Source organism: Prevotella sp. tc2-28 (assembly GCF_900107705.1).
Classification (GTDB): domain Bacteria; phylum Bacteroidota; class Bacteroidia; order Bacteroidales; family Bacteroidaceae; genus Prevotella.
The window spans coordinates 12,326-37,794 of record NZ_FNRE01000008.1; the positions used below are offsets into that span (position 1 = coordinate 12,326).

The 25,469-nt window shown below is 49.8% G+C and carries 19 protein-coding genes; 7 read left to right on the plus strand and 12 right to left on the minus strand.

Annotated elements, in window-relative coordinates:
- Nucleotides 1-272: 272 nt before the first annotated feature.
- A complete protein-coding gene (locus BLU47_RS08285) occupies nucleotides 273-1,907 on the plus strand; it encodes a DUF6377 domain-containing protein (RefSeq protein ID WP_143025507.1) in 1,635 nt (544 codons plus the stop codon).
- A 192-nt stretch (nucleotides 1,908-2,099) separates the two neighbouring features.
- Here the strand turns inward: BLU47_RS08285 and menD are convergent, their stop codons facing one another.
- Genes menD through BLU47_RS08310 form a run of 5 tightly spaced genes read right to left on the minus strand, consistent with a single transcriptional unit; the run spans nucleotide 2,100 to nucleotide 7,064 of the window.
- Nucleotides 2,100-3,656, minus strand: a complete 1,557-nt coding sequence (gene menD / locus BLU47_RS08290; RefSeq protein WP_091961082.1) for a 2-succinyl-5-enolpyruvyl-6-hydroxy-3-cyclohexene-1-carboxylate synthase — start codon at nucleotides 3,654-3,656, stop codon at nucleotides 2,100-2,102.
- Nucleotides 3,646-4,683 (minus strand): isochorismate synthase, encoded by a 1,038-nt coding sequence (locus BLU47_RS08295; RefSeq protein ID WP_255402128.1) that lies wholly within the window; start codon nucleotides 4,681-4,683, stop codon nucleotides 3,646-3,648. Before BLU47_RS08295 ends, menD begins: the two co-directional genes overlap by 11 nt.
- Nucleotides 4,680-5,093, minus strand: a complete 414-nt coding sequence (locus BLU47_RS08300; RefSeq protein WP_091961084.1) for a PaaI family thioesterase — start codon at nucleotides 5,091-5,093, stop codon at nucleotides 4,680-4,682. The genes BLU47_RS08295 and BLU47_RS08300 overlap by 4 nt, the downstream gene beginning before the upstream one ends.
- On the minus strand, nucleotides 5,094-6,074 hold the full coding sequence (locus BLU47_RS08305; protein WP_091961086.1) for an ROK family protein: 981 nt from the start codon (nucleotides 6,072-6,074) through the stop codon (nucleotides 5,094-5,096).
- 9 nt (nucleotides 6,075-6,083) lie between these two features.
- Nucleotides 6,084-7,064, minus strand: a complete 981-nt coding sequence (locus BLU47_RS08310) for an ROK family protein (RefSeq protein ID WP_091961089.1) — start codon at nucleotides 7,062-7,064, stop codon at nucleotides 6,084-6,086.
- 212 nt (nucleotides 7,065-7,276) lie between these two features.
- Between BLU47_RS08310 and lysS the strand changes: the two genes are divergently transcribed.
- From lysS to BLU47_RS08330, 4 genes are read left to right on the plus strand one after another with little or no spacing between them, the layout of a single operon-like run.
- Nucleotides 7,277-9,007 (plus strand): lysine--tRNA ligase, encoded by a 1,731-nt coding sequence (gene lysS, locus BLU47_RS08315; protein ID WP_091961092.1) that lies wholly within the window; start codon nucleotides 7,277-7,279, stop codon nucleotides 9,005-9,007.
- A complete protein-coding gene (locus tag BLU47_RS08320) occupies nucleotides 9,000-9,995 on the plus strand; it encodes an NAD(P)H-dependent glycerol-3-phosphate dehydrogenase (protein ID WP_091961096.1) in 996 nt (331 codons plus the stop codon). The genes lysS and BLU47_RS08320 overlap by 8 nt, the downstream gene beginning before the upstream one ends.
- A gap of 18 nt (nucleotides 9,996-10,013) precedes the next feature.
- Nucleotides 10,014-11,369, plus strand: coding sequence for a glucose-6-phosphate isomerase (locus BLU47_RS08325; protein ID WP_091961099.1), 1,356 nt, complete (start codon nucleotides 10,014-10,016; stop codon nucleotides 11,367-11,369).
- A gap of 20 nt (nucleotides 11,370-11,389) precedes the next feature.
- Entirely contained in the window at nucleotides 11,390-12,130 is a 741-nt protein-coding gene (locus BLU47_RS08330) for an HAD family hydrolase (protein ID WP_369796972.1), read from the plus strand.
- Here the strand turns inward: BLU47_RS08330 and BLU47_RS08335 are convergent.
- Nucleotides 12,066-12,629, minus strand: a complete 564-nt coding sequence (locus tag BLU47_RS08335; RefSeq protein WP_091961104.1) for a DUF4738 domain-containing protein — start codon at nucleotides 12,627-12,629, stop codon at nucleotides 12,066-12,068. The genes BLU47_RS08330 and BLU47_RS08335 overlap by 65 nt on opposite strands.
- A gap of 340 nt (nucleotides 12,630-12,969) precedes the next feature.
- Here BLU47_RS08335 and BLU47_RS08340 point away from each other — a divergent pair, with 340 nt between their 5' ends.
- Together BLU47_RS08340 and BLU47_RS08345 are read left to right on the plus strand one after the other, a co-directional pair.
- Nucleotides 12,970-13,638, plus strand: a complete 669-nt coding sequence (locus BLU47_RS08340) for a DUF4230 domain-containing protein (RefSeq protein WP_091961107.1) — start codon at nucleotides 12,970-12,972, stop codon at nucleotides 13,636-13,638.
- Complete coding sequence (locus BLU47_RS08345) at nucleotides 13,635-14,216, plus strand: DUF4230 domain-containing protein (RefSeq protein WP_091961109.1); 582 nt, start codon at nucleotides 13,635-13,637, stop codon at nucleotides 14,214-14,216. Before BLU47_RS08340 ends, BLU47_RS08345 begins: the two co-directional genes overlap by 4 nt.
- A gap of 3 nt (nucleotides 14,217-14,219) precedes the next feature.
- On the opposite strand, the gene tsaA is transcribed toward BLU47_RS08345, so the two are convergent.
- The 6 genes from tsaA to BLU47_RS08375 all read right to left on the minus strand — a co-directional run bounded on the left by tsaA (nucleotide 14,220) and on the right by BLU47_RS08375 (nucleotide 25,405).
- Nucleotides 14,220-14,891, minus strand: coding sequence for a tRNA (N6-threonylcarbamoyladenosine(37)-N6)-methyltransferase TrmO (tsaA, locus tag BLU47_RS08350; protein WP_091961112.1), 672 nt, complete (start codon nucleotides 14,889-14,891; stop codon nucleotides 14,220-14,222).
- 24 nt (nucleotides 14,892-14,915) lie between these two features.
- The gene (locus BLU47_RS08355; protein ID WP_091961115.1) at nucleotides 14,916-15,800 is read right to left on the minus strand and encodes a 4-hydroxy-3-methylbut-2-enyl diphosphate reductase; all 885 of its coding nucleotides are present in this window, start codon (nucleotides 15,798-15,800) and stop codon (nucleotides 14,916-14,918) included.
- 1 nt (nucleotide 15,801) lies between these two features.
- Nucleotides 15,802-16,908 (minus strand): methylmalonyl Co-A mutase-associated GTPase MeaB, encoded by a 1,107-nt coding sequence (gene meaB / locus BLU47_RS08360; RefSeq protein ID WP_091961117.1) that lies wholly within the window; start codon nucleotides 16,906-16,908, stop codon nucleotides 15,802-15,804.
- An 11-nt stretch (nucleotides 16,909-16,919) separates the two neighbouring features.
- Nucleotides 16,920-17,978: a DUF1573 domain-containing protein gene (locus tag BLU47_RS08365; RefSeq protein ID WP_176780508.1), complete on the minus strand. Its 1,059-nt coding sequence runs from the start codon at nucleotides 17,976-17,978 to the stop codon at nucleotides 16,920-16,922.
- Between the two features lie 11 nt (nucleotides 17,979-17,989).
- On the minus strand, nucleotides 17,990-23,422 hold the full coding sequence (locus BLU47_RS08370; protein ID WP_176780509.1) for an alpha-2-macroglobulin family protein: 5,433 nt from the start codon (nucleotides 23,420-23,422) through the stop codon (nucleotides 17,990-17,992).
- 93 nt (nucleotides 23,423-23,515) lie between these two features.
- The gene (locus tag BLU47_RS08375; RefSeq protein WP_091961382.1) at nucleotides 23,516-25,405 is read right to left on the minus strand and encodes a heavy metal translocating P-type ATPase; all 1,890 of its coding nucleotides are present in this window, start codon (nucleotides 25,403-25,405) and stop codon (nucleotides 23,516-23,518) included.
- Nucleotides 25,406-25,469: the final 64 nt, after the last annotated feature.

Consider the following 25,469-nt stretch of genomic DNA (forward strand, 5'->3'; position numbering starts at 1 on the left):
ATTGAAACATTGTTTAGGTGTTGTTTTCAGTTTCGACTGCAAAAGTAGCGGGTATTTCATGGACAAGCAAGTCGGCCTAACAAAAATCTAAATAATCAAAAACGTAACTTGTTGGTTATTAGAAGTTTTACTTGTTGACACTATGCTTAAAATCAAAACTTTTGCAAGCCGTATTAAGGTATTTTCGGCTATTTTTGCGGCTTCCTGTTTGGTGGTTTCAATAAAAAAAACTACCTTTGTCATCGAATACAAAGACTAAAAGCAGCAAAGCTATGAAACATCTATCGGTCATCCTTTTTACAATGCTAATTATCACGGCATGTGGAAGACAGTCTGCCAACACGGAGACGAGTAGGTTCTACGACACGCTGGACAGTCTGATAGCGCACCATGACGAACTCGTGGCGGCGAAGGAGGCGCAAATCAAGTCGCTTGCCGGTAGCACTCACGGGATAGCACTCACACCAGAACAGACGTTCGACCTCAATGTGCGTCTTTATGACGAGTACCTCGCTTTTCGTTTCGATTCCGCTTTCCATTACATAGACCTTAATTTAAAAAGCCCCTTGGCTGCCAACGACCCTGAGCGCTATGCCATCAGTGCCATCCGCATGGCTCACATCCTCAGCGTGTCGGGTATCTTCAACAATGCCCGACTGCTGCTGCATAGTATCCAATTGACCAAACTGTCTACCGAAACGCGCGTAGCCTATTATAACCAACAAGCCGAGCTAAACCTCTACCGATCGGAGATGGCACAATACACGCCATATTTCATGGATTATATCGACAGTGCACAGTACTATCGGCAGCTATTGTTGCAGATTGCTCCCAAAGAGTCGTTTGAATATATGACCAGCCGCGCCAGTTTTACCTGCGAACAAGGTGATGTGGAAGGGGCTATCCGTCAGTATGAGCACTATCTGCCCACGCTAAAGATGGGAGACCGCCGCTATAGTATCGTAGCCAGCACATTAGCCTATTTCTATTGGAAAAGCGGACAGCCTCAACAACAAGAGCATTACTTGCTCCTCTCGGCTATCTGCGACATGCGGGGGGCCATTCTCGAGAACAACGCCTTGCGTGAACTGGCTTCCATCCTAATGGAACGTGGAGAACACCAACGGGCTTACCGATACTTGCAGCGGGCCAGCAACGATGCACAGCAATATGGCAGCAGACTACGCAGCATGCAGGTGGCGCGGATGGCACCAATCATCACCAAGGCCTACGACACCGAACGGGAACTTGCCCAGCAACGCACTAACCGACTCCTGACCATTCTGGCCATTATAGCCCTGTCGCTGGCAGCATCCATACTCTTTACCATCTGGCTGCTACGCAAGCACCGCGTGGCCAACAGGAAGATCAGACAGATGTATGAAGTATTGTCGCATCACAACGAACAAATACAGGCGATGAACAATGAGATGAAGGAGGCCAATCGCATCAAGGACGAGTATATAGGGCGATTCCTGGAGCTGTGCAGCGCCTTCATTTATCAAGGGGAAGAGCGTATCAAGAAACTTAACCGACTGGCACGTGAGCATAAGCTGGAAGACCTCTATGCCGAGATCAAAAGCAACACACCCGTTACAGAGGGTATTCGCATGTTCCACCAAAACTTCGACACCGCCTTCTTGAATATCTATCCTCATTTTATCAGCGAGGTAAACAGCCTGATGAATGAGGAGAATGCCTTCGAGGTGAGTGAAGACTCGAAGAAACTGACCACCGAACTGCGCGTGCTGGCGCTCATTCGATTGGGTATCACCGATAACCAGAAGATTGCCGACATCCTACGTTCGAGCATCACCACCATCTATACTTACCGCTCAAAGATGAAGGCTCGAGCCCGCGACAAGGAAGCCTTCGAGGACAACGTGCGCCGCATAGCAACGTATTGAGAACGGAGCATTAGTTACTGGGACTTGTTTCACTCAGTCATAAAGTGTTCTTTCTGGTGCAAATAAGGAGCACTTATTACAAAATAACCCAAGGTTATGGGAAAAGAACCTTGGGTATTAATAGTAGCCGGGAGTCCGTAGGCTTCGGACGCTCAGTCCGAGCCGAGCGGACTGGCAGTCCGTCGGGACGGACTAAATATTAGCCAACGACTGATAATACCCCTGTAAAGCCATTTGGTCATCAGCAGGATTGGTGAAGACCTCGAGCAGCATGGGGGTGTCGCTCTCTTGACGGACAAGGGTGGCGATGCCCTTTTGCACTTCTTCCGTGTTGGTAGCCTTCAGGTAGTGCACATGATGCTGCATGCAGATGCCCTCAGCGGAGGTATGATGCTCGGCAGCTACCAACTTGTCGCGGGCAGGACTCTGGTCGAGGCCTGGCAGCATGTGGAAGATGCCGCCCTTGCCATTGTTCAGCAGCAGGATGCGCAGGTTGCCGCGCAGGTTCTGGTTCCACAGGGCATTCTGGTCGTAGAAGAAACTGAGGTCGCCAATGACGCAAAACACCTTCTCGTCGGTGACACAAGAGAAGCCTGCTGCCGTACTGAGCGAGCCCTCGATGCCATTGACGCCACGATTGCACCAGACAGGATGCCTGGCATAGATATTCGCCAGGCGAATAGCGCTGCTGTTGGCATAATGGGTGAGCGGTGAGAGGTGAGAGGTAAGCGGTGAGATGTAACGCTCGAAGTACTTCACCGCCGCCATTTCAGAATAGACAGGGTCGTAGGTCTCAGCATGGCGACGAACACGAGTCAGCAAGTCGTCCCATAGCTGAACAAAGGGATGGGGCTGTTGTTCCAGCATGAAGCGCACCTGATCGGCCACAACAGCACCGTCGCCCACAATGACATGCGTCAGATTCATGAAGGTGTCCGTCACCGCACCGGTCTCGTTGACCACCCACGTCTCCTTAGCTTTCCGCAGGAAATGCTTCAGGCGCTTGCTGACAATGCTTCCACCGATATACAAGACGAAGTCGGGCACATAGCGCTCGTCGTCCGCCACCATAGAGACCGCCTCGTCGAGGTTGGGGTTCATGGGTTGACCGGCAATGAGCATCGGGCGCTCAGCCTGCATGAACATGCGGACGACATGCGACAACACATGAGGCTGGACATCAGCAGGGGTGAGCGTTATCTTCCGCTCAACGGGCAACGACGCCACCGTGAAGTGGAACAACGGTTCGGTGATGGGCACATTGATATGCACGGGCGCATTACGGACAACCAGCGCCTCGTTGACCAGACGGTTGCAAAACCACCGTTCTTCCTCATTGCGAGGCTCGGGCAGTGACACCGCCTTAGCCACAAAACGCCCTAAGGCATCCGGCTGGGGCAATGTCTGTCCGTCCAGCTGGTCAATCCACTGAGCCGGTCGGTCGGCACTGATGACGACGACACGACGATGCTGATAATAAGCCTCGGCAACGGCAGGTGCCAGGTTCAGCAATGCCGTCCCGCTAGTCACACAGACCGCTACGGGTTCGTTCAGACACTGTGCCATGCCCAAGGCGTAGAAGCCCGCCGAGCGCTCGTCGGTAACGGGGAAGCACCGGATGGCAGGACACTCGTTCAGATTATGGACAATAGCGCCATTGCGCGAACCGGGGCAGACCACCGCATGGCGAACGCCGTGAGCCACGAGCAGGGCAGTCAATATGTTTACATGCTCTTTATTACTGTACATGATGATGAAATAAGCATCGGATAGTATCTAACTTCGTTTCCGTCTCTTGCCACTCCAGTTCTTCCACACTGTCCTTCAGCAGTCCGCCACCGGCATAGAGTCGATAGCCATCACGAAAGAGCTGCATACAGCGCAGCGTGACGAAGAGATGAGTCTGACGATGCAAGAACAGCGGTCCCAGGAATCCACTATAATAGGAACGGTCGTGATGCTCGTTCTGCCGGATAAAGCGGAAAGCCTCCTGCTTGGGGAGTCCACAGACCGCAGGGGTGGGATGAAGCGCCTGCAGCAAATCGCCCACCACGGACTCGTCGGGCAGTGAGAACAGGAAATCGCTGCGCAGATGGGCAAGATGTCCGGCGCGTGCCGTTCGCGGTCCCTCTTCGGTGAAATCGTGGGTGAACTGCTCCAGTTGGTGTGTGATATAAGTAGCCACATAGCGCTGTTCCTGAATATTCTTGTCACTCCACCGCAGTTCCTCCTCATATTTCATCGTACCCGCAAGGGCGATGGTCTGCCACCGGTGGTCCTTCCCTGCCAGCAGGATCTCGGGCGTTGCGGCAAGCCATAATCCGCTTTGAGGGGTATAGACCAGACAGATCATCATGCGGGGATAGCGCTCACAAGCCCGTTGGAACAACTGCAGCGGCGTCTCGTCGCCAGTACGAGGGAGTTCGATGCTACGCGACAGTACCAACTTCTGGAAACTGTGATTACAAAGCTGCGCATGGAAATTGGCAAAATTCATGTGGTAATCGGTATGGACACCCTTGTCTAATGCCGTCAGACCGTGCGTGTCCACCAGATCAGACAAACCGTCCAGATCTGTCAGGTCACTCGTAACCTCATCAGCCCTGATGAGCAACAGCGGATGGCTGGGCGACACCGCAAAGGGAGCCATGACAAAGCCTTGCTGCCCCGAAAGTTCATTGCACGCCATCAGTTCTTGGGGCACTCCTGTAGTCTGCACAACTAGCGTACACCGCTTCTCGTATGGCAGGCGGAACAATGCAAAACTCCTCATCATTTGCCCTGACGGATAATAAAGTTAGTCACTCTGACGGTAGATATCAGGTCGCCGGCACTATCCTTGATGTCCACTTGCCACACATGCAACTTCTTGCCCTGATGCTGCAAACGTCCATAGGCCGTCACCGTGTCACCCTCCATGACAGCCTTCACATGACTGCCGCTCACCTCGATTCCCACACAGGCACATCCCGGACACAACGACGAAGATCCCACGCCAGCTAAATTTTCAGCCAACGCCAACGAGGCACCACCACTTAAAAAGCCAAAAGGCTGACGGTTTCGATCGTCAACCTTCATTGTTGCCATACAAGTATCGTCTTCAGGGGTGGATATAAACTCCATTCCCAGCGCAGTACTCAGATTCGGTTTACTCTCGATAATTTTTCTGATATTCTCTACATCCATCTATACAAACAATGAATATTCTTTCACTTGCCAAGCTAACACACTGGCTCCAAGGACATCCCGTTCGCTGTTATCCAACTGGGAGACCACCAGTTTTACCTTTCCGCGGATATTGCCGAAGACGTGCTCGTCGAACGATGCCTTCATGGGCTCAACAAACCATTTTGACGTTTCAGTCAACTCACCCGTCAGGATGATTGCCTCAGGATTGGTGATGGTAGCATAGTTCGCTAAGCCAAGGCCAAGGTAAAAGCCCATACGACGATAGACTTCCTGAGCCATCGCATCACCTTGGTCGACACAGGCACCAATCGTCATCGGTGTCAACTCCGGCAGGTCGCGCATCAGACTGGGTTCGTCGGACGACTCCATCAGTTCACGGGCCGTGCGCACGATACCGCGATCCGACACATATTCCTCCAGACAGCCTTTTCGTCCACAGGTACACAGACGACCGTCCTCCACCACACAGCAATGTCCGAACTCACCAGCAGAACCCGTAGAACCGAGGTGAGGATGACCGTTGGTAAAGATGCAACTGCCCACCCCGCCATGACTTAACGATATCACGACAAAGTTCTGCATTCCATGAGCCGAACCATAGACATGCTCACCTGTTGCCGTAGCATGCGCATCGTTGCCCAAGGCTACTGCCAATCCTAAGCGGTCGCGCAACATGGCTGCCAGGGGGATGACGCCCTTCCAAGGCAGATTACTGGCATTCTCAATACAGCCTGTCTGGAAGTTGGCACTGGGTGAACAGACACCTACCGAGCGGACGGTATCATATCCTCCGGTGCTTTCTGCCAGGCTGACGACATGCTCACTGAGTCCCGTGATAAAGGCGTCCACCGTAGCATAGTCCGTGGTCTTGATGGTGTCACGAGCCAAAATAGCTCCGCGCAAGTCAACCACAGCAATGTTGGTCTCCGATACGCCAATATCTATGCCAACAACCTTCGTCTTGATATTCTCATTCATAGCTAACCATTATTTAAACAGCGAATATTCCTTGACTTCCCAAGCCAGCACACTGGCGCCCAAAAGATCGCGCACATGCTCGTCCATTTGGGATACGACAAAGTTTACTTTCCGCTCTATATTATGGAACACATGTTCTTCAAATGTTTGGGCGGCTGGTTCCAAGAGCCATCGGCCTGCTCGCGACACACTTCCCGTAAAGATGATAGCCTCGGGATTCAACAGGGAGCAATAGTTGGCCAACCCCAAACCCAGGTAATGTCCCGTACGGCGATAGACCTCCTGTGCCAGTTCGTCACCTTGTTCACAGAATCCTGCAATCATCAGGGGGGTCAGCGTTTCCGCCTCACGCATTTTCGATGGGAGATTGCTCTCTTCCATCACTTCTTTGGCTGTCCGCAGAATACCTTTGATTGCCGTATATCCCTCCAGACAGCCGCGATTGCCACAACCGCACGCTCGTCCGTTGTGTTCTATGCAGGTATGTCCTATCTCTCCGGCAAAGCCGTTAGTGCCCAGATAGACTGTGCCATTTGAGAAAATGCAGCTTCCCATACCGGAACCCAACGAAACAATAATAAAGTCGCGCATACCGTGTGCTGCCCCGAAAGTGGCTTCACCCAAGGCCATCACATGCGCATTGTTGCCAAGAGCAACGGCCAATCCCAGGCGGTCGCGCAGCATGGCTGCCAAGGGGATGACACCCTTCCAAGGCATATTGGGGGCATTCTCAATGCAACCGGTTACGAAATTTGCACTCGGAACACTGATACCCACCGAGCGGACTGTCTCGTAGCCGCCATTCTCATCGAGCAACTCCAAGATAATCTCGCAGAGCACAGCAAGATAATCACTGATATTCGGGAAGTCCAGCGTCGGGAAATCCTTGATGGCGATGATGTTCCCTCGAATATCTACAATGGCGCATGATGTCTTGTCAATATTAATATCTACACCGATTACGCGCGTTTTTATGTTATCTAAAATCATAGTATTATTTCTTGTTTGCGACAAAGATAGAGAATAATCCCCAATCTGCCAAATTTTTTGAAAAAAATTTTGTTTTTTTGCTCGCTTATCGTAACCTTGACTCATCATCGAAGATACTTTCGCTCGACAAAACAAATTAAAAACAAGTTTTTATTTGGTTTTTTGCTCGCTTATTCGTATCTTTGCAAGCAAAATACATATTATAAGCAGAAATGAACGTATTAGAACTTAGTGAACAAGAAATCGGCAGACGAGAAAGTCTGCAACAGTTGCGCGCTATAGGCATCAATCCGTACCCCGCAGCAGAATATCCCACAAACGCATTCTCAACAGAGATTATAGATAACTTCCAGGACGATGCTGCTCCCCGCGAGGTAAGCATTGCCGGCCGCATGATGAGTCGCCGTGTGATGGGCAAGGCTTCGTTTGTTGAGCTACAAGACTCCAAAGGCCGCATCCAGGTGTATATCACCCGCGACGACCTCTGCCCCGGTGACGACAAGGAATTGTACAACACCGTATTCAAGAAATTGCTTGACATAGGCGACTTCATCGGCATCAAGGGCTTCGTATTCCGTACCCAGACGGGCGAGATCAGTGTCCATTGTCAGGAACTGACCTTACTGTCGAAGGCCCTGAAGCCCCTACCTATTGTAAAATATAAGGATGGTGTGGCATACGATAAGTTCGACGATCCCGAACTGCGTTATCGCCAGCGTTATGTTGACCTGGTTGTCAACGAGGGCGTGAAAGACACCTTCCTGAAACGTGCCACCATCATCCGCACCCTGCGCCGCATCCTCGACGATGCCGGCTATACGGAGGTGGACACCCCCATTCTGCAGAATATTGCCGGCGGTGCCTCTGCTCGTCCGTTCATCACCCATTTCAATGCGCTCAATCAGGATATGTACATGCGTATCGCCACTGAGCTCTATCTGAAACGCCTCATCGTTGGCGGTTTCGAGGGCGTCTACGAGATGGGCAAGAACTTCCGCAACGAGGGAATGGACAAGACACACAACCCTGAGTTCACCTGCATGGAGTTGTATGTCAGCTACAAGGACTTGCTCTGGGGTATGACCTTCACGGAGAATATGCTGGAACAGATTTGTACGGCAGTCAATGGAAAGCCAGAAGTGGAGATTGACGGAAACATCATCTCTTTCAAAGCTCCTTTCCGTCGTCTTCCCATCCTTGATGCCATCAAGGAAAAGACCGGCTTTGACTGTGACGGAAAGAGCGAGGACGAGATTCGTCAGTTCTGCCTGTCGAAAGGCATGGAAGTCGACGAGACCATGGGTAAGGGCAAGCTTATCGACGAACTCTTTGGCGAGTTCTGCGAGGGCAGTTTCATCCAGCCTACCTTCATCACCGACTACCCCGTCGAGATGTCACCTCTCACCAAGATGCACCGTTCTAAGCCCGGTCTCACCGAGCGCTTTGAACTGATGGTCAACGGTAAGGAGTTGGCTAACGCCTACTCTGAGTTGAACGACCCCATCGATCAAGAGGAGCGTTTCATCGAACAGATGAGACTTGCCGACAAGGGTGACGACGAGGCCATGATCATTGACCAGGACTTCCTCCGTGCATTGCAGTACGGTATGCCTCCAACCTTTGGTATCGGTATCGGCATCGACCGTCTGGTCATGTTGCTCACCGGAAAATTCACCATTGGCGAGGTGATGCTGTTCCCCCAGATGAAACCTGAGAAGAAGATTCCGCAGAGCTCGATTGACGAGTGGGCAGAAATCGGTGTTCCCGAAGCTTGGGTTCCCGTGCTACGCAAGGCTGGGTTCAACCTCATCCAGAACATTGCAACAGAGAAAGCCCAGGGACTGCAACAGAAGATTGGAGATATCGTCAAGAAATACAAATTGGATATGCAGAAGCCGTCAGTCGACGACGTGCAGAAATGGATAGACAAGGCGAATGTATGATTGTGGGCGCATAGCGATTATTGGCGGAGGCTCTTGGGCTACAGCCATTGCCAAGATTGTGGTGGGACATACTCACCACATCGGCTGGTATATGCGACGCGACGATCGTATTGAGGACTTCAGACGATTAGGGCACAACCCTGCTTATCTGATGAGTGTCCACTTCAACATTGACGAGATTTTCTTCTCATCGGACCTCAACAAGATAGTGCAGCAGTACGACACGTTGGTGTTTGTCACGCCTTCGCCCTACCTCAAAAGTCACCTGAAGAAACTGAAGACACGCCTGCGCGACAAATTTATCATCACGGCTATCAAGGGTATCGTACCTGACGAGAACCTGGTATGCTCAGAGTATTTCCATCAGATATACGATGTTCCATATGAGAACCTGGCCTGCATCGGAGGTCCCTCACATGCAGAAGAGGTCGCCTTGGAACGATTAAGCTATCTGACGGTAGGATGTTCCGACAGGGATAAAGCACAGGCCTTTGCAGACATTCTTACCAGTAATTTCATCAAGACCAAGACATCTACCGACGTCATCGGTATCGAGTATTCCAGCGTGCTGAAGAACGTTTACGCCATTGCCGCCGGTATCTGCAACGGTCTCAAGTTCGGAGACAATTTCCAAGCTGTACTGATGGCCAATGCCGTACAAGAGATGTCGCGATTCCTGCAGGTGATACATCCTATCGAGCGCAATATCGTTGACAGTTGCTATCTGGGCGACTTGCTCGTGACAGGCTATTCCAACTTCTCGCGAAACCGCACGTTCGGCACTATGATAGGCAAAGGATACTCCGTCAAGTCTGCCCAGATAGAGATGGAAATGATTGCAGAGGGTTATTTCGGCACAAAGTGTATGAAGGAGATTAACCGTCATTGTCACGTCAATATGCCCATTCTGGATGCAGTATACAACATCCTCTACGAAAGGATTTCCCCACAGATTGAGATAAAACTATTAACAGATTCATTTAGGTAAAACGAACTATAAATTATTATGAACAACATCAAACTTGACATCACAAAAGCCGCTTGTTTCTTGGGAGCAGGCGCAGTGAAGGCTTTTGAACCTAAGGTAAAAGCCGCTCAACAGGCTTTAGAAGAGGGCACTTGCCCCGGTAACGATTTCCTTGGATGGCTTCATCTGCCAAGCAGCATCACGCCCCAGTTCCTGGATGAAATTCAAGCTGCTGCAAACACCCTCCGCGCTAAGTGCGAGGTCGTTGTCGTTGCAGGTATCGGAGGTAGTTACTTGGGTGCCCGTGCCGTTATCGAGGCTTTAGGAAACTCGTTCGCCTGGTTAATTCAGGACAAGAAGAATCCTGTTATCCTTTTTGCTGGCAACAATATCGGTGAAGACTACCTGTCAGAGATGACCGAATACCTGAAAGGCAAGAAATTTGGCGTCATCAACATCTCTAAGTCTGGTACGACGACAGAAACGGCCCTGACTTTCCGTCTGCTGAAGAAACAGTGTGAAGCACAGATGGGCAAGGAAGCTGCCAAAGACGTGATTATTGCCGTAACAGACGCCAAGCGTGGAGCTGCGCGTACTTGCGCTGACAAGGAAGGCTATAAGAGTTTCATCATCCCCGACAATGTAGGAGGTCGTTTCTCCGTTTTAACTCCCGTAGGTTTGCTGCCTATCGCTTGCGCCGGATTCGATATCAAGGCACTTGTACAAGGTGCTGCTGACATGGAAAAGGCTTGTGGAAAGGATGTTCCCTTCGAAGACAACCCCGCTGCCTTGTATGCTGCAGTCCGCAACGGTCTCTACGGTGCAGACAAGAAGATTGAGATCATGGTAAATTACCAGCCTAAGCTGCACTTCTTCTCTGAGTGGTGGAAGCAGTTGTATGGTGAGTCTGAGGGTAAGGACAAGAAAGGTATCTTCCCTGCTTCTTGTGACTTCACCACCGACTTGCACTCAATGGGGCAATGGATTCAAGACGGTGAGCGCACCATCTTCGAGACAGTCATCAGCATCGAGAAGCCTAACCGTAGCCTTCTCTTCCCCAATGACGATGAGAACCTGGACGGTCTGAACTTCCTGGCAGGCAAACGTGTTGACGAGGTTAACAAGATGGCTGAGTTAGGAACCCGTCTGGCTCACGTGGACGGCGGTGTACCCAATATCCGCGTTTCCGTTCCGGAATTGAACGAATACTATATCGGACAGCTCATCTACTTCTTCGAGATTGCTTGTGGCATCAGTGGTAACATCCTGGGAGTTAACCCATTCAACCAGCCCGGCGTAGAGGCTTACAAGAAGAACATGTTCGCCTTACTCGAGAAGCCTGGATATGAGGCAGACACCAAGGCCATCAAGGAACGTCTGGCAAAAGAGGATTAATCACTTATTCGACTATTGATTTGAAGGAAATTAATAAATACTTAAAGAAGCACGGCTTTGAGCGGTTTATTCCCAAAGCCGTGCTTTTTGATATGGATGGAGTCATCTACGACTCTATGCCCAACCACGCAGTCTCATGGCATGAGTCAATGGCTGACTATGGGTTAGACATGCCGATGACTGGCGCCTACGAGTATGAAGGCATGCGAGGTGTTGAGACTATCAAACTGCTGGCAAAACAACAATGGGGACGAGACCTGAATGACGAGGAAGCACAATTAATGTATCAGCACAAATCAGAGAAGTTTGCTGCTTACCCACCGGCAACGCTGATGCCTGGTATCGTTGAACTCATGCAGCAAATCAAAGCCTGCGGGTTAAAGATTTGCATCGTGACGGGAAGTGCCCAACATGTGCTGCTCGACAAGTTGCAAAACGACCTTCCCGGACTGGTTACCCATGAGCTCATGGTTACCGCTTTGGATGTCAACCACGGGAAGCCTGCCCCGGAGCCGTATCTGAAAGGTATGCAGAAATGTGATATTCACCCATGGGAGGCGATTGTCGTAGAGAACGCTCCTCTCGGCACAAGGGCTGCTGTTGCTGCTCAATGCTTTACGATAGCAGTCAATACAGGTCCGTTACCCGACAAGATGCTGGCCCAAGAAGGAGCCGACATCATCTATCCCAGTATGACTATATTGAGTCGTCAGTGGCAGGCTCTATTTGAGAGTCTGTGTCCATCTGGACATCACGTTTAATAACTAATTCTCCCATCCTAGACAGGCGAATGACCAAAGGAATGTATTCGTCTGTCTGCGGATGACCTACACTGGCTCCGAAAACCAGCCAATCGCCTTCGGCCTTGTCATACACAAATCCTTCAAAAAGGCCAGTCTTTCTGAAATCGTCATCCAGATAACTATTCAGTGATGCTTTTGTAAAAGAGCGTTTAAAGAACACAGAACCGTCTGATCGTGATACCGTCACCGTAAAGATGTTATCCACATATTTCTGTCCCACCTCATCTTTTATCATTTCCAATGAGTCCGAAGACTTGCGCGCAATAGTTACATGATAAGTCTTGCCAATCCACGCGACATCACGCTCATCCGTATAGTCCTGCATACGAATAGGAGCTTTGAGCTGGACTTTCTCTATGCGTGGAGCAATAATATCCTCACTTTTTTTCTTTCCTCCACATGCTGCCAAGACTGCTACCAAAACGCCAAGTCCGACAAATATAACTAGTCTTTTCATTTCTTACTTGCATTGTTTCTGTCCGCAAAAGTACGAAAAAACCTTGAAACGTGCAAGGAAATGGCATAAAAAGAAATTTCCCGTCCATCACGACGAGAAACTTCATTTCCTTAGTAATATTCTTATTTAGGGAAATACTACTAATAGAGGGGGCACGCTTGCCCAAAAAAACACTATGTTAACCTAAATCACTATGATGTTTATTTATGTCATTTCTTGTGTTGGCAACCTTTTAACTATCGTTTTGACGTACAAAAAGAGAAATAGTTTAATATCACAGCAAAAAAAAATTACGATTTGTTATCATTTTGATAATTTTTAAGTATCTTTGTGCGATGAAATGAAACAGTTTATTCTATTACTAGCCACATTAGGAACGTTGTCGGCACTCTCCATGTCTTGCAGGGACAAGACGACGGAACAGCCGGAAGCCATCGTGACAGACACGGTGCCTCCACTATTCATGCAGATACAAAAGACCTCACGACTTTACACCACCGAGTATCATATCCATAAAATCGTGACACATGACGATGTCGTAAGGCTGAAAGGCAACCTGCTGAAACAAGATTTCGACATCCCGCTCCCGTTAGGAGAACGTAAAGTGGCTATTCCGATGGATGCCACCCTCAAGGCATATATTGATTTCAGTGAATTCTCCGAGAAGAACATCGAGCGAAACGGCAAACACATCACCATCTTATTGCCTGATCCGAAAGTGACGCTGACCAGTTCCAAGATTAACCAAAAGGAAATCAAACGCTATGTCGGACTGACGCGTTCACATTTCACCGACAAGGAACTTACCAGCTATGAGCAACAAGGTAGAAAGGCTATTCTTGACAACATACCCAACATGGACATCCTGCCTACAGCACAAGCTAACGCTACCCGTGTATTAGTCCCCATGCTCACACAAATGGGCTACAAAGAAGAGGACATCACCATTGCTTTCCGCAAGAATCCCAGCATCAAACAACTCATCAACTCTAGTCTTGAAGAAAAATGAAATGGAACCCCAGATATAGTTTTTATGCTCTTACGGCCGTCATAGCAATGATTCTTCTTGTATGGCTCGTTCGCGCAGCAACCCAAACAAAGGTTGCTATTGAAGTGGATGACCGCATCAACGTCACACCAGAACAGATAGAAAGCATCAAAGCTATTGGTGAGTGGGAATTTCTTTCCATCTCCGACGAAGAGCTCATTGACACCGTGCGTAAAGGTTTTTTCTCTGACGACCATTTAGTACGTATCTACTATGGAACCGTACGCTTAGGCATCAACATGCATCAGGTAAAGCCTGGATGGCTAAAGCCTTCCGGTGACAGTATCGAGGTAACACTACCCAAAGTAGGACTGCTTGATCGTGATTTTATTGATGAGGCACGCACCAAGAGTTTTCACGAATCGGGACGATGGAATCCCACTGACCGCGAGAGTCTATACCGTCGAGCTTACCAGAAGATGCTACAACGGTGTCTGACTCCTGAGAATATCCGAAATGCGCAACAGAATGGGGAACAACAATTCCGACAAATGATGAAAACGATGGGATTTGAACATATTCTCATCAAGTGGGAGTAATCATCATTTTAAAATCTCCCACTTCTCGACACGCAAGACACCATCTGACACCCTAAACCGGATGTCGTAACCCTTGAAAGGCATGCCATACACCTTTTCTTCATCGGTATGATAGTGCGGACGAGGGTCTAATGACAAAAGTTTCTTCAGCACTTGTACATCAGCAGGCAGCAGGACCCTATTCAACTCATCAGGCAGTTCTACTTGCAACTCATTCCATGAATGCTGGTCGGTAAATCCACCACGAGCATCCGGATGACAGTCTACATAAGGAAGATATGGTTTGATGTCATAAATAGGTGTGCCATCCATCAGGTCAGCTCCCAGCACCTCAATGGATGGAGTCTTTACATCTATCGAGGCTATGCGTACTGACGACAGGCCAAGATTATTAGGCCGAAAAGGTGAACGGGTTGCCCATACCCCCATCCGCTCATTGCCTCCCAGTAGCGGTGGACGGACAGTAGCATGTTTCTCTGAGTTCACATGTTCTGAGAATCCCCATATCAGCCACAGATAATCATACCCGTCCAATCCTCTTAGCGCATCACCATTGGCATATTCCGGAACAAAACAAATCGTACCGTGTAAATCACTGACGATACCACTCTGTCTGGGAACACCAAACTTCGACGTCAGAGGTGACTGAAAAAAAGCGATGGGCTCTATCTTCATATTGATTGTCGCAAACAAGAAACATTACATCTGCAACAAGGCATCACGACACTGTTCCATAAGCCACTTGGGCGTACTGGTCGCTCCGCAGATGCCAACAGAATGGATATCAGTTAGCCAGTTCTGATCAATCTCCTCCGGTCCTTCTATCAGGTGAGCATTTGGATTTACGCGAAGACACTCGTTAAACAAGACCTTTCCATTAGAACTCTTTCGTCCACAGACAAACAGTATGAGATCATGGAGGCTGGCAAACCGCGAGATACTGGGCATACGGTTAGCAACAGAGCGGCAAATGGTATCGAAAGAACGGAAGATAGCATCAGGGGAGATATGTTTCTGGATATATTCAATAATTCGATGAAACTCGTCCAGCGACTTCGTCGTCTGAGAATAAAGATAGATATCACGTTGGAAGTCCAGTTGTCTGACATCATCGAAATGCTCAATAACAATGGCATGACCCAGCGTCTGACCTACCAGTCCGAGGACCTCAGCATGTCCTTTCTTACCAAAGATAACAATCTGGCTGTTGTCTGACGATTCGTGACTATTGGTGCCATACTGACGCTTGATGCGTTTTTGCAATTGCAGCACAACGGGGCATGTCGCATCTATGATGTCGATATTGTTTCGCTCAGCCAATTCGTAGGTCTCAGGAGGTTCTCCATGAGCGCGCAACAAAACCTTAGCATGATGTAATTGGCGCATCTCGTCATGGTTGATGGTAATCAGTCCCATATCCCGCAGACGCTCACACTCCATACCATTATGTACAATGTCACCCAAGCAATACAACTTGGTACCCTTCGCCAATTCCTCTTCAGCTTTTTGAATGGCTGTCGTCACTCCGAAACAGAATCCACTCCCACTATCTATCTCTATTTGTAAGTTTCTGCTATTTCCCATTTTACTGTTTATCATTTAGCAATTTAAAATACGTGTCGAGCAGGCTCTGTGCTGCCATGAAACTGGTCTGATGACCGGTAAGGACACGTTGTTCTGCCTGCTGCAACTGCTGCTGGATGACAGGATTGTTATAGAAATTCAGCCGTAGATGTTCGTTGATGCTCTCATACATCCAGTACTTCGACTGTTCATTACGACGATAGTCGAAATAACCGTTTTTACGAACGAAATCAATGTATTCATATATCATATCCCAAACCTCCTTAATGCCATAGCCATAAAAACCACTATAACACAAGACGCGAGGCATCCACCCACTTTCCGACTTAGGGAAGAAATGAAGGGCATTTCGGAAATTAGTTGCTGCCATATGGCACTTGTCAACGTTGTCACCATCACATTTGTTGATAACGATGCCGTCACAGATTTCCATAATGCCACGCTTAATACCCTGCAGGTCATCACCCGTTCCTGCCAGTTGGATTAGCAGGAAGAAATCCACCATCGAATGGCAAGCCGTTTCACTCTGACCTACCCCTACCGTTTCAACAAAGATCTTGTCGAAACCCGCAGCCTCACAAAGAATAATGGTCTCGCGTGTCTTGCGAGCCACTCCTCCCAAAGAGCCTGCCGTAGGACTAGGACGTATAAAAGAGTCCGGATGAACGGAGAGTTTCTCCATGCGTGTCTTATCGCCAAGAATGGAACCCTTGGAACGCTCTGACGACGGGTCAATAGCCAACACAGCCAGTTTTCCGCCCTTCTCGCGAAGCACATGCACACCGAACTCATCGATGCTTGTCGATTTACCTGCACCAGGAACGCCACTGATACCAACACGGATACTTTTTCCGCTATATGGCAGGCATTTGTTGATGACTTCCTGTGCCTTGGCTTGGTGGTCGGGGTTTACACTTTCCACCAAAGTAACGGCTTGCGAAAGAATGGTTACATCACCTTTGATGATGCCCTCGACCATCTCTCCCACAGAGAGTTCACGCCGGCGAAAACGACTGCGTTTCAAATAGGGGTTGATGATGGCGGGCTGTTCTACGCCACTATTAACTTGCAAGCCTGCATATTCTTCACTGTTCTCCGGATGTTCCATCATAGTACTTCTTATTTTGCATTAATTGTTATGGTTATCTTGGGGTTACTCGGGTCGTTGGTAATCATCAGAATACGCGGACGGGTGCGCACCTTTGACAAATCCTCGCGCATGGCCGTAATCTTAAGTTTCGTCGTCTCACCAGGATTTAAATTACGCTTGCCAAGAGACACTTTCAAACCACCTGTAAACAACTGTAACGAAGTGATATTAAGCGGTGCCCCACCCGTGTTCGTGACAATGATAACATCTGACTTTTTGGACTTCCCGTCAAACTGGATGTCGACCTGGTTCTTTGACAGTTGCATCTTGGGTGCCTGACTCTTGTCTAATGCTATACCATCGAAAGAAGGAAGGAGTACTGCCGAGACCCCAATCTCATGATCTGGACTCACCTTATCACCAGGATTGCCAGCCAGATAGACAAAGGTCTGAGTGAGACCATAGTCGCGCAACAAGGCAGAGTTAAGGACAACCGTAATCTTGCCTGAGCGACCGGGTCCCAGTCTCTCTGGTGTTACGACGGCTGTCAGGTAGGAAGGCAAGTGCATCAAGTTGGGGTGATACACCTTTATACCATTATTATAAATATGCAACTCCTGTACCTGCTGATCCCCCCGATTGACATCATCGAATTCCAAATCCGCCTTGTCCAGTCGCAAGTCGCCCATCTCAATAGGATAGGAACCTGAGAAGTCCTGCAGATCAGCCAGTACAACGCCTTTCATACGAATATAGAAAGGCTTCGACGAGCCGTTGCTGACAATAGCCGCCTGCTTGTCGAAGTGTCCCAACTGACGAGCATCATAAGTCATGCGAACCTCGAACTTCTCATTGGAGCCAACCTCGTTTTTCGGATACTCGATGGTGGTACAACGACAGTCTGGGACAACGCGCTCTATACGCAATTTGCGATGACTCTTATTACGAAACTCAAAAACAGCGGTGACCGGTTGCATGTAGCCAGTTTTACCGGCGTCCACATCAGCCTTTATCGCTACCAGTTTCTGGGCGGCCACAGGTAAGGCTGCCATTAGGAAAAGCGGGAGAATGATTTTTATTCTGTTCATCATTTATTTGATTATTGTACATTAAAAGATATCGAGGGCGCAGTAGAACGATACTCCGGAGCATAGGCACAGCCCACAGTACAGGTACCCGACTCGTAACGTCCTGCGCGATCAACATAATAGGTTGTCTCTATCACATGTTTGCCCTTAGTCAACTGATTAAAGAAGTAATGAGTTGCAGCATCCTTCGGTGATACATAGGCTCCATGACGGTAGCCTGACAACTGATTGACAGGTTCCATACAGGCTGCTCGCCTATCAATGACCTGCACAAAGTCAAGGTCACGAGAAGATTCTATGGTGATACGCACCTTAACACGGTCACCGACCTGAATAGAGGTGAGAGGTGAGAGGTGAGAGGTGAGAGATATGATTTCACGCTTCACCTTGATGCCACTCTGAGCAGCCTCTACCTCTGAAGTCTTTTGGAAGAACTGGGCATAGACGGCACCCCACGATGTACCCTCTGAAGTCTTGTTGGCTGTAAAGGTCTTGCCCTGAGGCTGACTGATAGCCGTCTTCACATAACCCAAGCCAGCAGTGGCTTTTGGCTGGTTGATGGGAGAACCGTCGATGGCAAAGACGGCAGGGTTAGTGTGACTAGTTAGACTAACTTGACTAGTATTATTTGCCATAAATGCCCATATAGCATTAACACTATTGATTGGGGTATCCCATGCCTGCGTACGTTTCTCTTGCAATAGCCAACGACGCATTTCATCAAGTACCTTCGTCTCTTTGGGTGTGACCAACTGAATAGCCTCAATAGCAGCCACCTCTGTCGGTATCTTATAGTCGTACCAGGAATAGGTCGCCCGTGGGGTATCATAGTAACGTCCCATCTCCTCAGTAAAAACGGAATACTCCTTCAGGCTCTGTACATAAGCGACAGCATTTTTGTGTTCCCCGTGCTTGGCAAGGACAACTGCCGTTAGTGCCTTTTCATAAATAGTCTGGCGCTTAATATCTTTTTTCATAAGAGCTATCAAGTAGTTGTTAGCCGACTGGACAGCCGTTGTCAAATGACGACCATCAAGTGCACAGAGGTATAACCATCGAAGAGCTGTAAATGAGGGGAATGAAGGCTTTTGTCCTATCTTCTCGGCCTTCTTCATCTCGTTGACCAGTTTGACCATCTCCTGACCTACATAATCGAATGCTTTCTGCTGCATCTGTTTGGTAGCCGACTGTTCGCCAGTCATTTTGTCCAAGCGTACCAGCATCTCCAGAACAGCAACGGTTATCTGAGTGCTACCTTGCATGCCAGGATACCATGAGAAGGAACCGTCGGCACGCTGCAGTTTATTCAGTTTTTCAACGGCAATCGTCAGACGCTGTCCTATTCCATTCTCATCAAAGAAATCAGCCAGACGCTGTTTCTGTTCCGTATCACGGTCGGCAGCAGCCACCCACGGTGTTTCGTTGAGAACGAGGTCTTTTAACTCCTGGTTCTTTTCAAGGGACGAGTGAAGAGTGGCATGTGACGAATCTTCCCGTTTCCACTGTTCGAAGACGGCTTTCACCTGTGGGTTCTGCGCCAATAACTTCTTAGCCAAAGAATTACTGTAATAGGAGGCAGCCTGATCAATAGCACTATGTTCCCAAGGTTGTCCTATGACGGGCAACGACTGTACCATCAGCCATGCTGGGTTATTGGTATATTCCACGGTAAGTTTCTGCTGAGTGGTTCCAGCGGGGAACAAGTTGGTCAGGTCGAAGGTCTTCACCCCTGGCTCATGCTGTGTATAGGGCACCGTCTTCGTTACGTATTCTTTATCCGACAGTACGGGCAGATAGTGCTGTTCACCATCACTAAACCCGTCAAGTCCATCAGTCACAGCCAAGGCTGAAACTTTACAGGTATACAACATGGGCTTCAGTACGGAACCAGGAATTCGGAAACTGACAACGATCGTTTTTCCAGCTTCCACCTCGAAGGATTCCGAGAGCGACAGCACCTCTGTCTCCACATCGTCGAGTCGCAATAGAGCCGTACCGTTTTTCAGCATATGCTGTCCTGTGTTGGTGATGCGCATGCTGATGACAGCCTCATCGCCTTCACGCAAGAATCGTGGTATATTAGGCTGAACCATCAGTTCTTTCTGGGCTATCGCCTCTCCCTCTATATTTCCGTACAGCATGTCTACCGTATTTGCCACGCCCATGAAGCGCCAGGTAGTCAGACTTTCAGGCAGGGTAAACTTCAACACGGCATGTCCGTCCTTATCCGTCTCCAACAAAGGATAGCAGAAGGCGGTTTCATTCAAGTTCTCTCGTACCTGTACCTGTTCAGCAGCCGGTTTTTCTTGTGGCTGTTCCATCTCGTCTGCCACCTGTTGGGGCGCTATGGCATCCGCATTCATCATGGTCTTTTCTTCCCTGGAAATTTCCTTAGACCTGGCCATTCCCCCCTTTGCAGCTGCCATCAGCATGGGACGGCTGCCACGGATGTAGATGGTCATATAATAGGGATAAACACTATTGTCGAAACGACTCCACTCGAAGGGGTGTTCTGCAAGATACTTGAAAGACTGGCTACCGGCAGCAACCCAGTTGTAGTCTGAATTGCTGTACCAACTGGTAGATGGACGTGGCAAGTAGTTTTCTGGCACGAACGACCATTGATGGCGGACAATAGCATCAAGACTCTTGTCATAGAGAACGGCCATCAGACTGGCATCTGCTGGAGAGCCGTCAGGATGCTGTATTTTCAGTCGCCATTCTTCCTTTTGTCCGGGTGTCAGACGATCGCGGAAAGTCTCCCACGTCATCTTCAACTTCTTGTCAGGTAAGGGACGTCTGATGAAAGCCTGGTGCGTATGACATTGGCCATTCTTTATCCATGCATAAGTCAAAAGGATACCATTTCCATAGGTTTCCTTATAGGTAAACTGACGATTGACAAGGGCAGCATCTTTGTCTGCTGCACCACTCTCTATCAACTGATTACCCGCATAAATGCCATAGACGATATGTATGTTAGGGTCTGACGAGCCCACCTGTACGGTTACGGGAGTTCCGTCACTTGCGAACTGCTGATCCGACACGTAGAACCAATCGTCGGTCTGTTTGGCAGGTTTCTTGTCGTCCAGGCCAAACACCACAAAACGGACATTCAGTGTGTCTTGTTCACAGATGGCTTCGAGGAGGTGTTCGCCACTTCTCATCTGAGAACCGAGAACAGAAGAGGAGGCGTTTGCTGCACATTGTTTCCACTTTCCTCCATCCAGACGATAGCTGACCGTACCCATAATCTCCTTCCCTGCAGCATTAAGACGGGAGAATGTCACCTGCGGCAGCTGGTCTTTACGCACCTGCGGTGCTAAGTCACACGCCAGTGCGGTAGGACGATTACCCAACGGCAGGCTCAACATGCCATGATGTGTCTCACCAGCCTGGTCGGTGACATCTGCATCCACAACGAAGTGGTAGAACATCGGACGACGAGCTGCATCACTGGGCAGGAACATCGGAACATTGATTGTAAACGACCCGTCATCAGCTGTCGTTGTCTCACCCTCTCCAAGCGATTCTTCCTGAGCATAGTAATGCCACCAGAAGGCGACCTTTCGGCGTAAGGAATATTTCACTTTTCCACCTTGCACGGGGACACCGGCATAAGTCATAGCCTTACCTTGCACACGGACTGTGTCACCCTGGCGATAGGCCTGCTGGCAGTCGGCAAATTCCACCTGGAATGTCGGACGTTTGTATTCCTCCACGCGAATACTACAACTTTGGTTATTGGCACGGATGGTAAAGCGACCATTCAACAGTCCTACGGGCAATGTCAAAGGTACTGTGCACTTTCCAAAGCGGTTGGTCGTCACCGTCTGTTCACTGACCATCCTGTAATTGGCATCTCGCAACTCAATCTTTATTTGTTTGTCAGCGACTGCCACGTTGTCGAGTGCTGACTGTTCACGCCATACGATAGCCGTCACCTGTACCGTTTGCCCGGGTCGGTAGACGCTACGGTCTGTAAAGAGACTGGTGTGTTCCCTATTGTAAAGTTGCTCGTAGTAGGTATAACGTCCATAGGCATTCTGCACAGGACAGTAGACGTCTGTCGGTGTAAAGGCATAGACTTCCTCCGGTTGTTGGTTCTGCACATAATGATACACCACCTCACCTTTCTCGTCACAAGTCAACTTCTGGGTCTGTACGGACTTCGTCCACCGGTTGAACTTAAGGCGCAAAGAAGCCTTACCGACCGGTTGGCCTGTCGTTGCGTCAACCACCACATAGCGTATGCTGTTATCTGGCTGAGCCTGTGTCATCAGACGAAGCCCTGACACGTAACAAAGCATACGTGAGACTTCAGTTTGGGGCTGGGTAGAGAATTCCAGAAGGTAGACACCAGGCGAAAGGCCTTCCAGTTGCAGCGAATCCTCAAACTCCTCATAGTCCTCTCGTCCCGTAAAGTTCAAGGTGTGCCTCATCTCCTTCAGTTCACTCATGCCAGCCTTTATCTGCTGATACTCTTTGGCATTCTGAGGATCCAACTGGCTTTCCCCTGTCAGTCGGGTACGATAAACGCTCATGGTCATGTGCTGCAGATGGCACAACTGTCGCAAATAAACCATCTGCGACTTGTTTACCTCCATCACACGCTGTTTCAGTTCTACCTGATAACGCGGTTGCGTCAGGGCTGCCATACTGTTACGAAGGCTGTTCGCCCGTTGATATGAGCCCCACCGTTGCAACGACGTCTTCAACCACGCTGCTTTCTGGACCGGCGTGTCGTTTCTCATCAACCCATAACGCTTGATGGCCAGTTCACAAGCCTCAGGCAAATCGCCATAAACGGCAATCAGCGAGTCAATCGCGCGGATGTCGTTCACCGTCTCCAATGCCGTCAGACAAGCAGCCTGCCTATGGCCAGCCTTCGCATAATAGTCATGCAGTTGCTGCCATGCGTTCAACTCCATTCCTATCACACTCAACAAGTCATGTCCGAAAATCCGGCTATCTTTCCCTTTGACGACAAACGGCACATAGTCGTCTGTCTTCACGGCAGCCAGTATGTCGGGATGAGCCATTGCCTGCTCGGCATAGTGTCTGCTCTTTTCCTGATAGTCGTCAGACAACTGTCGGTTATTCTTATAGATGAGAGACAGGACAGCATCGTAGACCGACCTCAAGGGCACATCCTTGACTGCCTTTTCCTGTTGTTCCAACTGAGCGACAGCAGGGCGCAGCGAGTCGGGAGCAATCTCCGCCTGCAGGCGAGCATGTAGCAATGTCGATTTCAGCAGTTGTCCGAAGGCATTTTCCTTCTTGGCCTTTGCCGCTATCTTTTTCAGATGACCGATAGCCGTTTGGGGCAGGTCTCTATTCTGAGCCTCCTCCACTTGTTTCCAAAGAGTCTTATAGTCCTGTCCTGCTATTCCCATAGGCACCATCAGCAGGACAGCCACAAAAACGCATATTCTAAGTCTCATACCTGTGCACATTTGATTACAATAGGACAAAGGTACGAAAAACTCGTTAAACAGCCAAGCCATTTAACGAGTTTTACCAAAAACATATCTTTTTTACGCCTCATTGACGTGTAAGGCACGCATGGCATTCAGCACAGCCAGTACGGTTACGCCCACGTCGGCAAAGACGGCCAGCCACAGGGTAGCTACACCTAGGACAGCCAGTATCAGCACAGCCACCTTCACGCCAATGGCAAACACCACATTCTGTCGGGCTATGGCTAAGGTACGGCGTGCTATGCGGATGGCCAGGGCTATCTTCGAAGGCCTGTCGTCCATCAGCACCACGTCGGCAGCCTCAATGGCAGCATCACTGCCCAGACCTCCCATCGCAATACCCACATGGGCTCGAGCCAGGACGGGAGCATCGTTGATGCCGTCGCCTACAAAGGCCAGACAGGACTGTTCCTTTTCCACAAAAGCCACCTTGTCGGCAGGCAGCAGTTCCGCATGGTACTCCGTCAGTGCTAACTGCTCTGCCACATGGGAAGCCACCTCCTTGCGGTCACCCGTCAACATCACGGTACGCTGGACACCCAGTGCCTTCAGTTTGGCTATTGCCTCTGCACTGTCCTCCTTGATACGGTCGTTGATGACGATATGTCCTGCATAGACGCCGTCAATGGCTACATGGATGATGGTTCCCACATGGGTACAGTCGTGCCACTGGGCACCCACCGTATCCATCATCTTTGTATTGCCTACACATACCACCTGCTCACCCACCTTGGCACGGATGCCCTGTCCGGCAACCTCTTCCACATCGCTGATCTTACAGCCGTCTGTAGCTTCCTCTGGGAAGGCATCACGCAGGGCGGTTCCGATGGGATGCGTAGTGAAGTGTTCCACATGGGCAGCCAGATGTAACAGATGGTGCTCGTCACAGGTATCGGGATGTACGGCAGTCACGGCAAACAGTCCGTGTGTCAGCGTTCCCGTCTTGTCAAACACCACGGTGTCTATCTTCGACAACACATCCATATAGTTGGCACCCTTCACCAGGATACCCTTGCGCGAAGCACCGCCGATGCCTCCGAAGAAGGTCAGCGGCACACTGATAACCAGGGCACACGGACACGACACGACGAGGAACATCAAGCCACGATAGAGCCACGTGGAGAAAGAGGTGAGAGGTGAGAGGTGAGCGGTGAGAAAGAGGTATAATGGCGGCAACACGGCAATGGCAATGGCGGCAAACACCACGACGGGGGTATAGATACGGGCAAACTGGGTGATGAAGGCCTCACTCTGCGACTTGTGCTCTCCGGCATCCTCCACCAGCCGGATAATCTTCGATACCGTACTCTCGCCAAAGCTCTTGGTGGTGCGCACCCTGATGACTCCGGAAAGGTTGACACAACCCGAAATCACCTCGTCGTCCACCGTGATGTCACGAGGCAGGCTTTCTCCCGTCAGTGCCACCGTGTTCAGGGCGGATGTACCTTCTATGACGACACCGTCGAGGGGTACCTTCTCACCTGGACGTATCACGATGACAGAGCCTATCTCCACCTGTTCGGGACTCCTATCGCTAAGTGTTTCCCCACTTCCCTTCTGCTCCACATGGGCCACATCCGGACGGATATCCATCAGGTGCGCAATGCTCTCACGGCTCTTCCCCTCGGCATAACTCTCAAACAGTTCGCCCAGCTGGAAGAAAAGCATGACAAACACCGCCTCTGGAAATTCCGTCTCAGCACCTGGCAGGAAGCCGATGCAGAGGGCGCCGATAGTAGCTATGGACATCAGGAAATGCTCGTTGAAGGCATCGCCTTCCAGGAGGCCCTCCAGCGCTTCCTTCAGTGTGTCGTGACCTATCAACAGGTAAGGTACCAGATAAACCAGCAGCAACTGCCATGTGGGCAACGCCCAATGGTGTTCAATGAGTACGGCAGCAACCAGCAACACAGCGGTTGCAAGGATGAGCAGCAACTGGTTTTTCATCCCACCATGATGATGTTCGTGTTCATGCTCGTGAGCCTGTTCGTGTTCATGTTCGTGATGATGT

Bases quoted from the DNA above. Each gene is read 5' to 3' on its own strand.
- lysS (WP_091961092.1), top strand. From the start codon at position 7,277: ATGAACGTATTAGAACTTAGTGAACAAGAAATCGGCAGACGAGAAAGT.
- BLU47_RS08335 (WP_091961104.1), bottom strand. From the start codon at position 12,629: ATGAAAAGACTAGTTATATTTGTCGGACTTGGCGTTTTGGTAGCAGTC.
- BLU47_RS08355 (WP_091961115.1), bottom strand. From the start codon at position 15,800: ATGGGAAATAGCAGAAACTTACAAATAGAGATAGATAGTGGGAGTGGA.
- BLU47_RS08375 (WP_091961382.1), bottom strand. From the start codon at position 25,405: ATGAAAAACCAGTTGCTGCTCATCCTTGCAACCGCTGTGTTGCTGGTT.
- BLU47_RS08305 (WP_091961086.1), bottom strand. From the start codon at position 6,074: ATGAATGAGAATATCAAGACGAAGGTTGTTGGCATAGATATTGGCGTA.
- BLU47_RS08310 (WP_091961089.1), bottom strand. From the start codon at position 7,064: ATGATTTTAGATAACATAAAAACGCGCGTAATCGGTGTAGATATTAAT.
- tsaA (WP_091961112.1), bottom strand. From the start codon at position 14,891: ATGAAGATAGAGCCCATCGCTTTTTTTCAGTCACCTCTGACGTCGAAG.
- BLU47_RS08345 (WP_091961109.1), top strand. From the start codon at position 13,635: ATGAAATGGAACCCCAGATATAGTTTTTATGCTCTTACGGCCGTCATA.
- BLU47_RS08295 (WP_255402128.1), bottom strand. From the start codon at position 4,683: ATGATGAGGAGTTTTGCATTGTTCCGCCTGCCATACGAGAAGCGGTGT.
- menD (WP_091961082.1), bottom strand. From the start codon at position 3,656: ATGTACAGTAATAAAGAGCATGTAAACATATTGACTGCCCTGCTCGTG.
- BLU47_RS08365 (WP_176780508.1), bottom strand. From the start codon at position 17,978: ATGAACAGAATAAAAATCATTCTCCCGCTTTTCCTAATGGCAGCCTTA.
- BLU47_RS08285 (WP_143025507.1), top strand. From the start codon at position 273: ATGAAACATCTATCGGTCATCCTTTTTACAATGCTAATTATCACGGCA.
- BLU47_RS08370 (WP_176780509.1), bottom strand. From the start codon at position 23,422: ATGAGACTTAGAATATGCGTTTTTGTGGCTGTCCTGCTGATGGTGCCT.
- BLU47_RS08300 (WP_091961084.1), bottom strand. From the start codon at position 5,093: ATGGATGTAGAGAATATCAGAAAAATTATCGAGAGTAAACCGAATCTG.
- BLU47_RS08325 (WP_091961099.1), top strand. From the start codon at position 10,014: ATGAACAACATCAAACTTGACATCACAAAAGCCGCTTGTTTCTTGGGA.
- meaB (WP_091961117.1), bottom strand. From the start codon at position 16,908: ATGGAACATCCGGAGAACAGTGAAGAATATGCAGGCTTGCAAGTTAAT.
- BLU47_RS08340 (WP_091961107.1), top strand. From the start codon at position 12,970: ATGAAACAGTTTATTCTATTACTAGCCACATTAGGAACGTTGTCGGCA.
- BLU47_RS08320 (WP_091961096.1), top strand. From the start codon at position 9,000: ATGTATGATTGTGGGCGCATAGCGATTATTGGCGGAGGCTCTTGGGCT.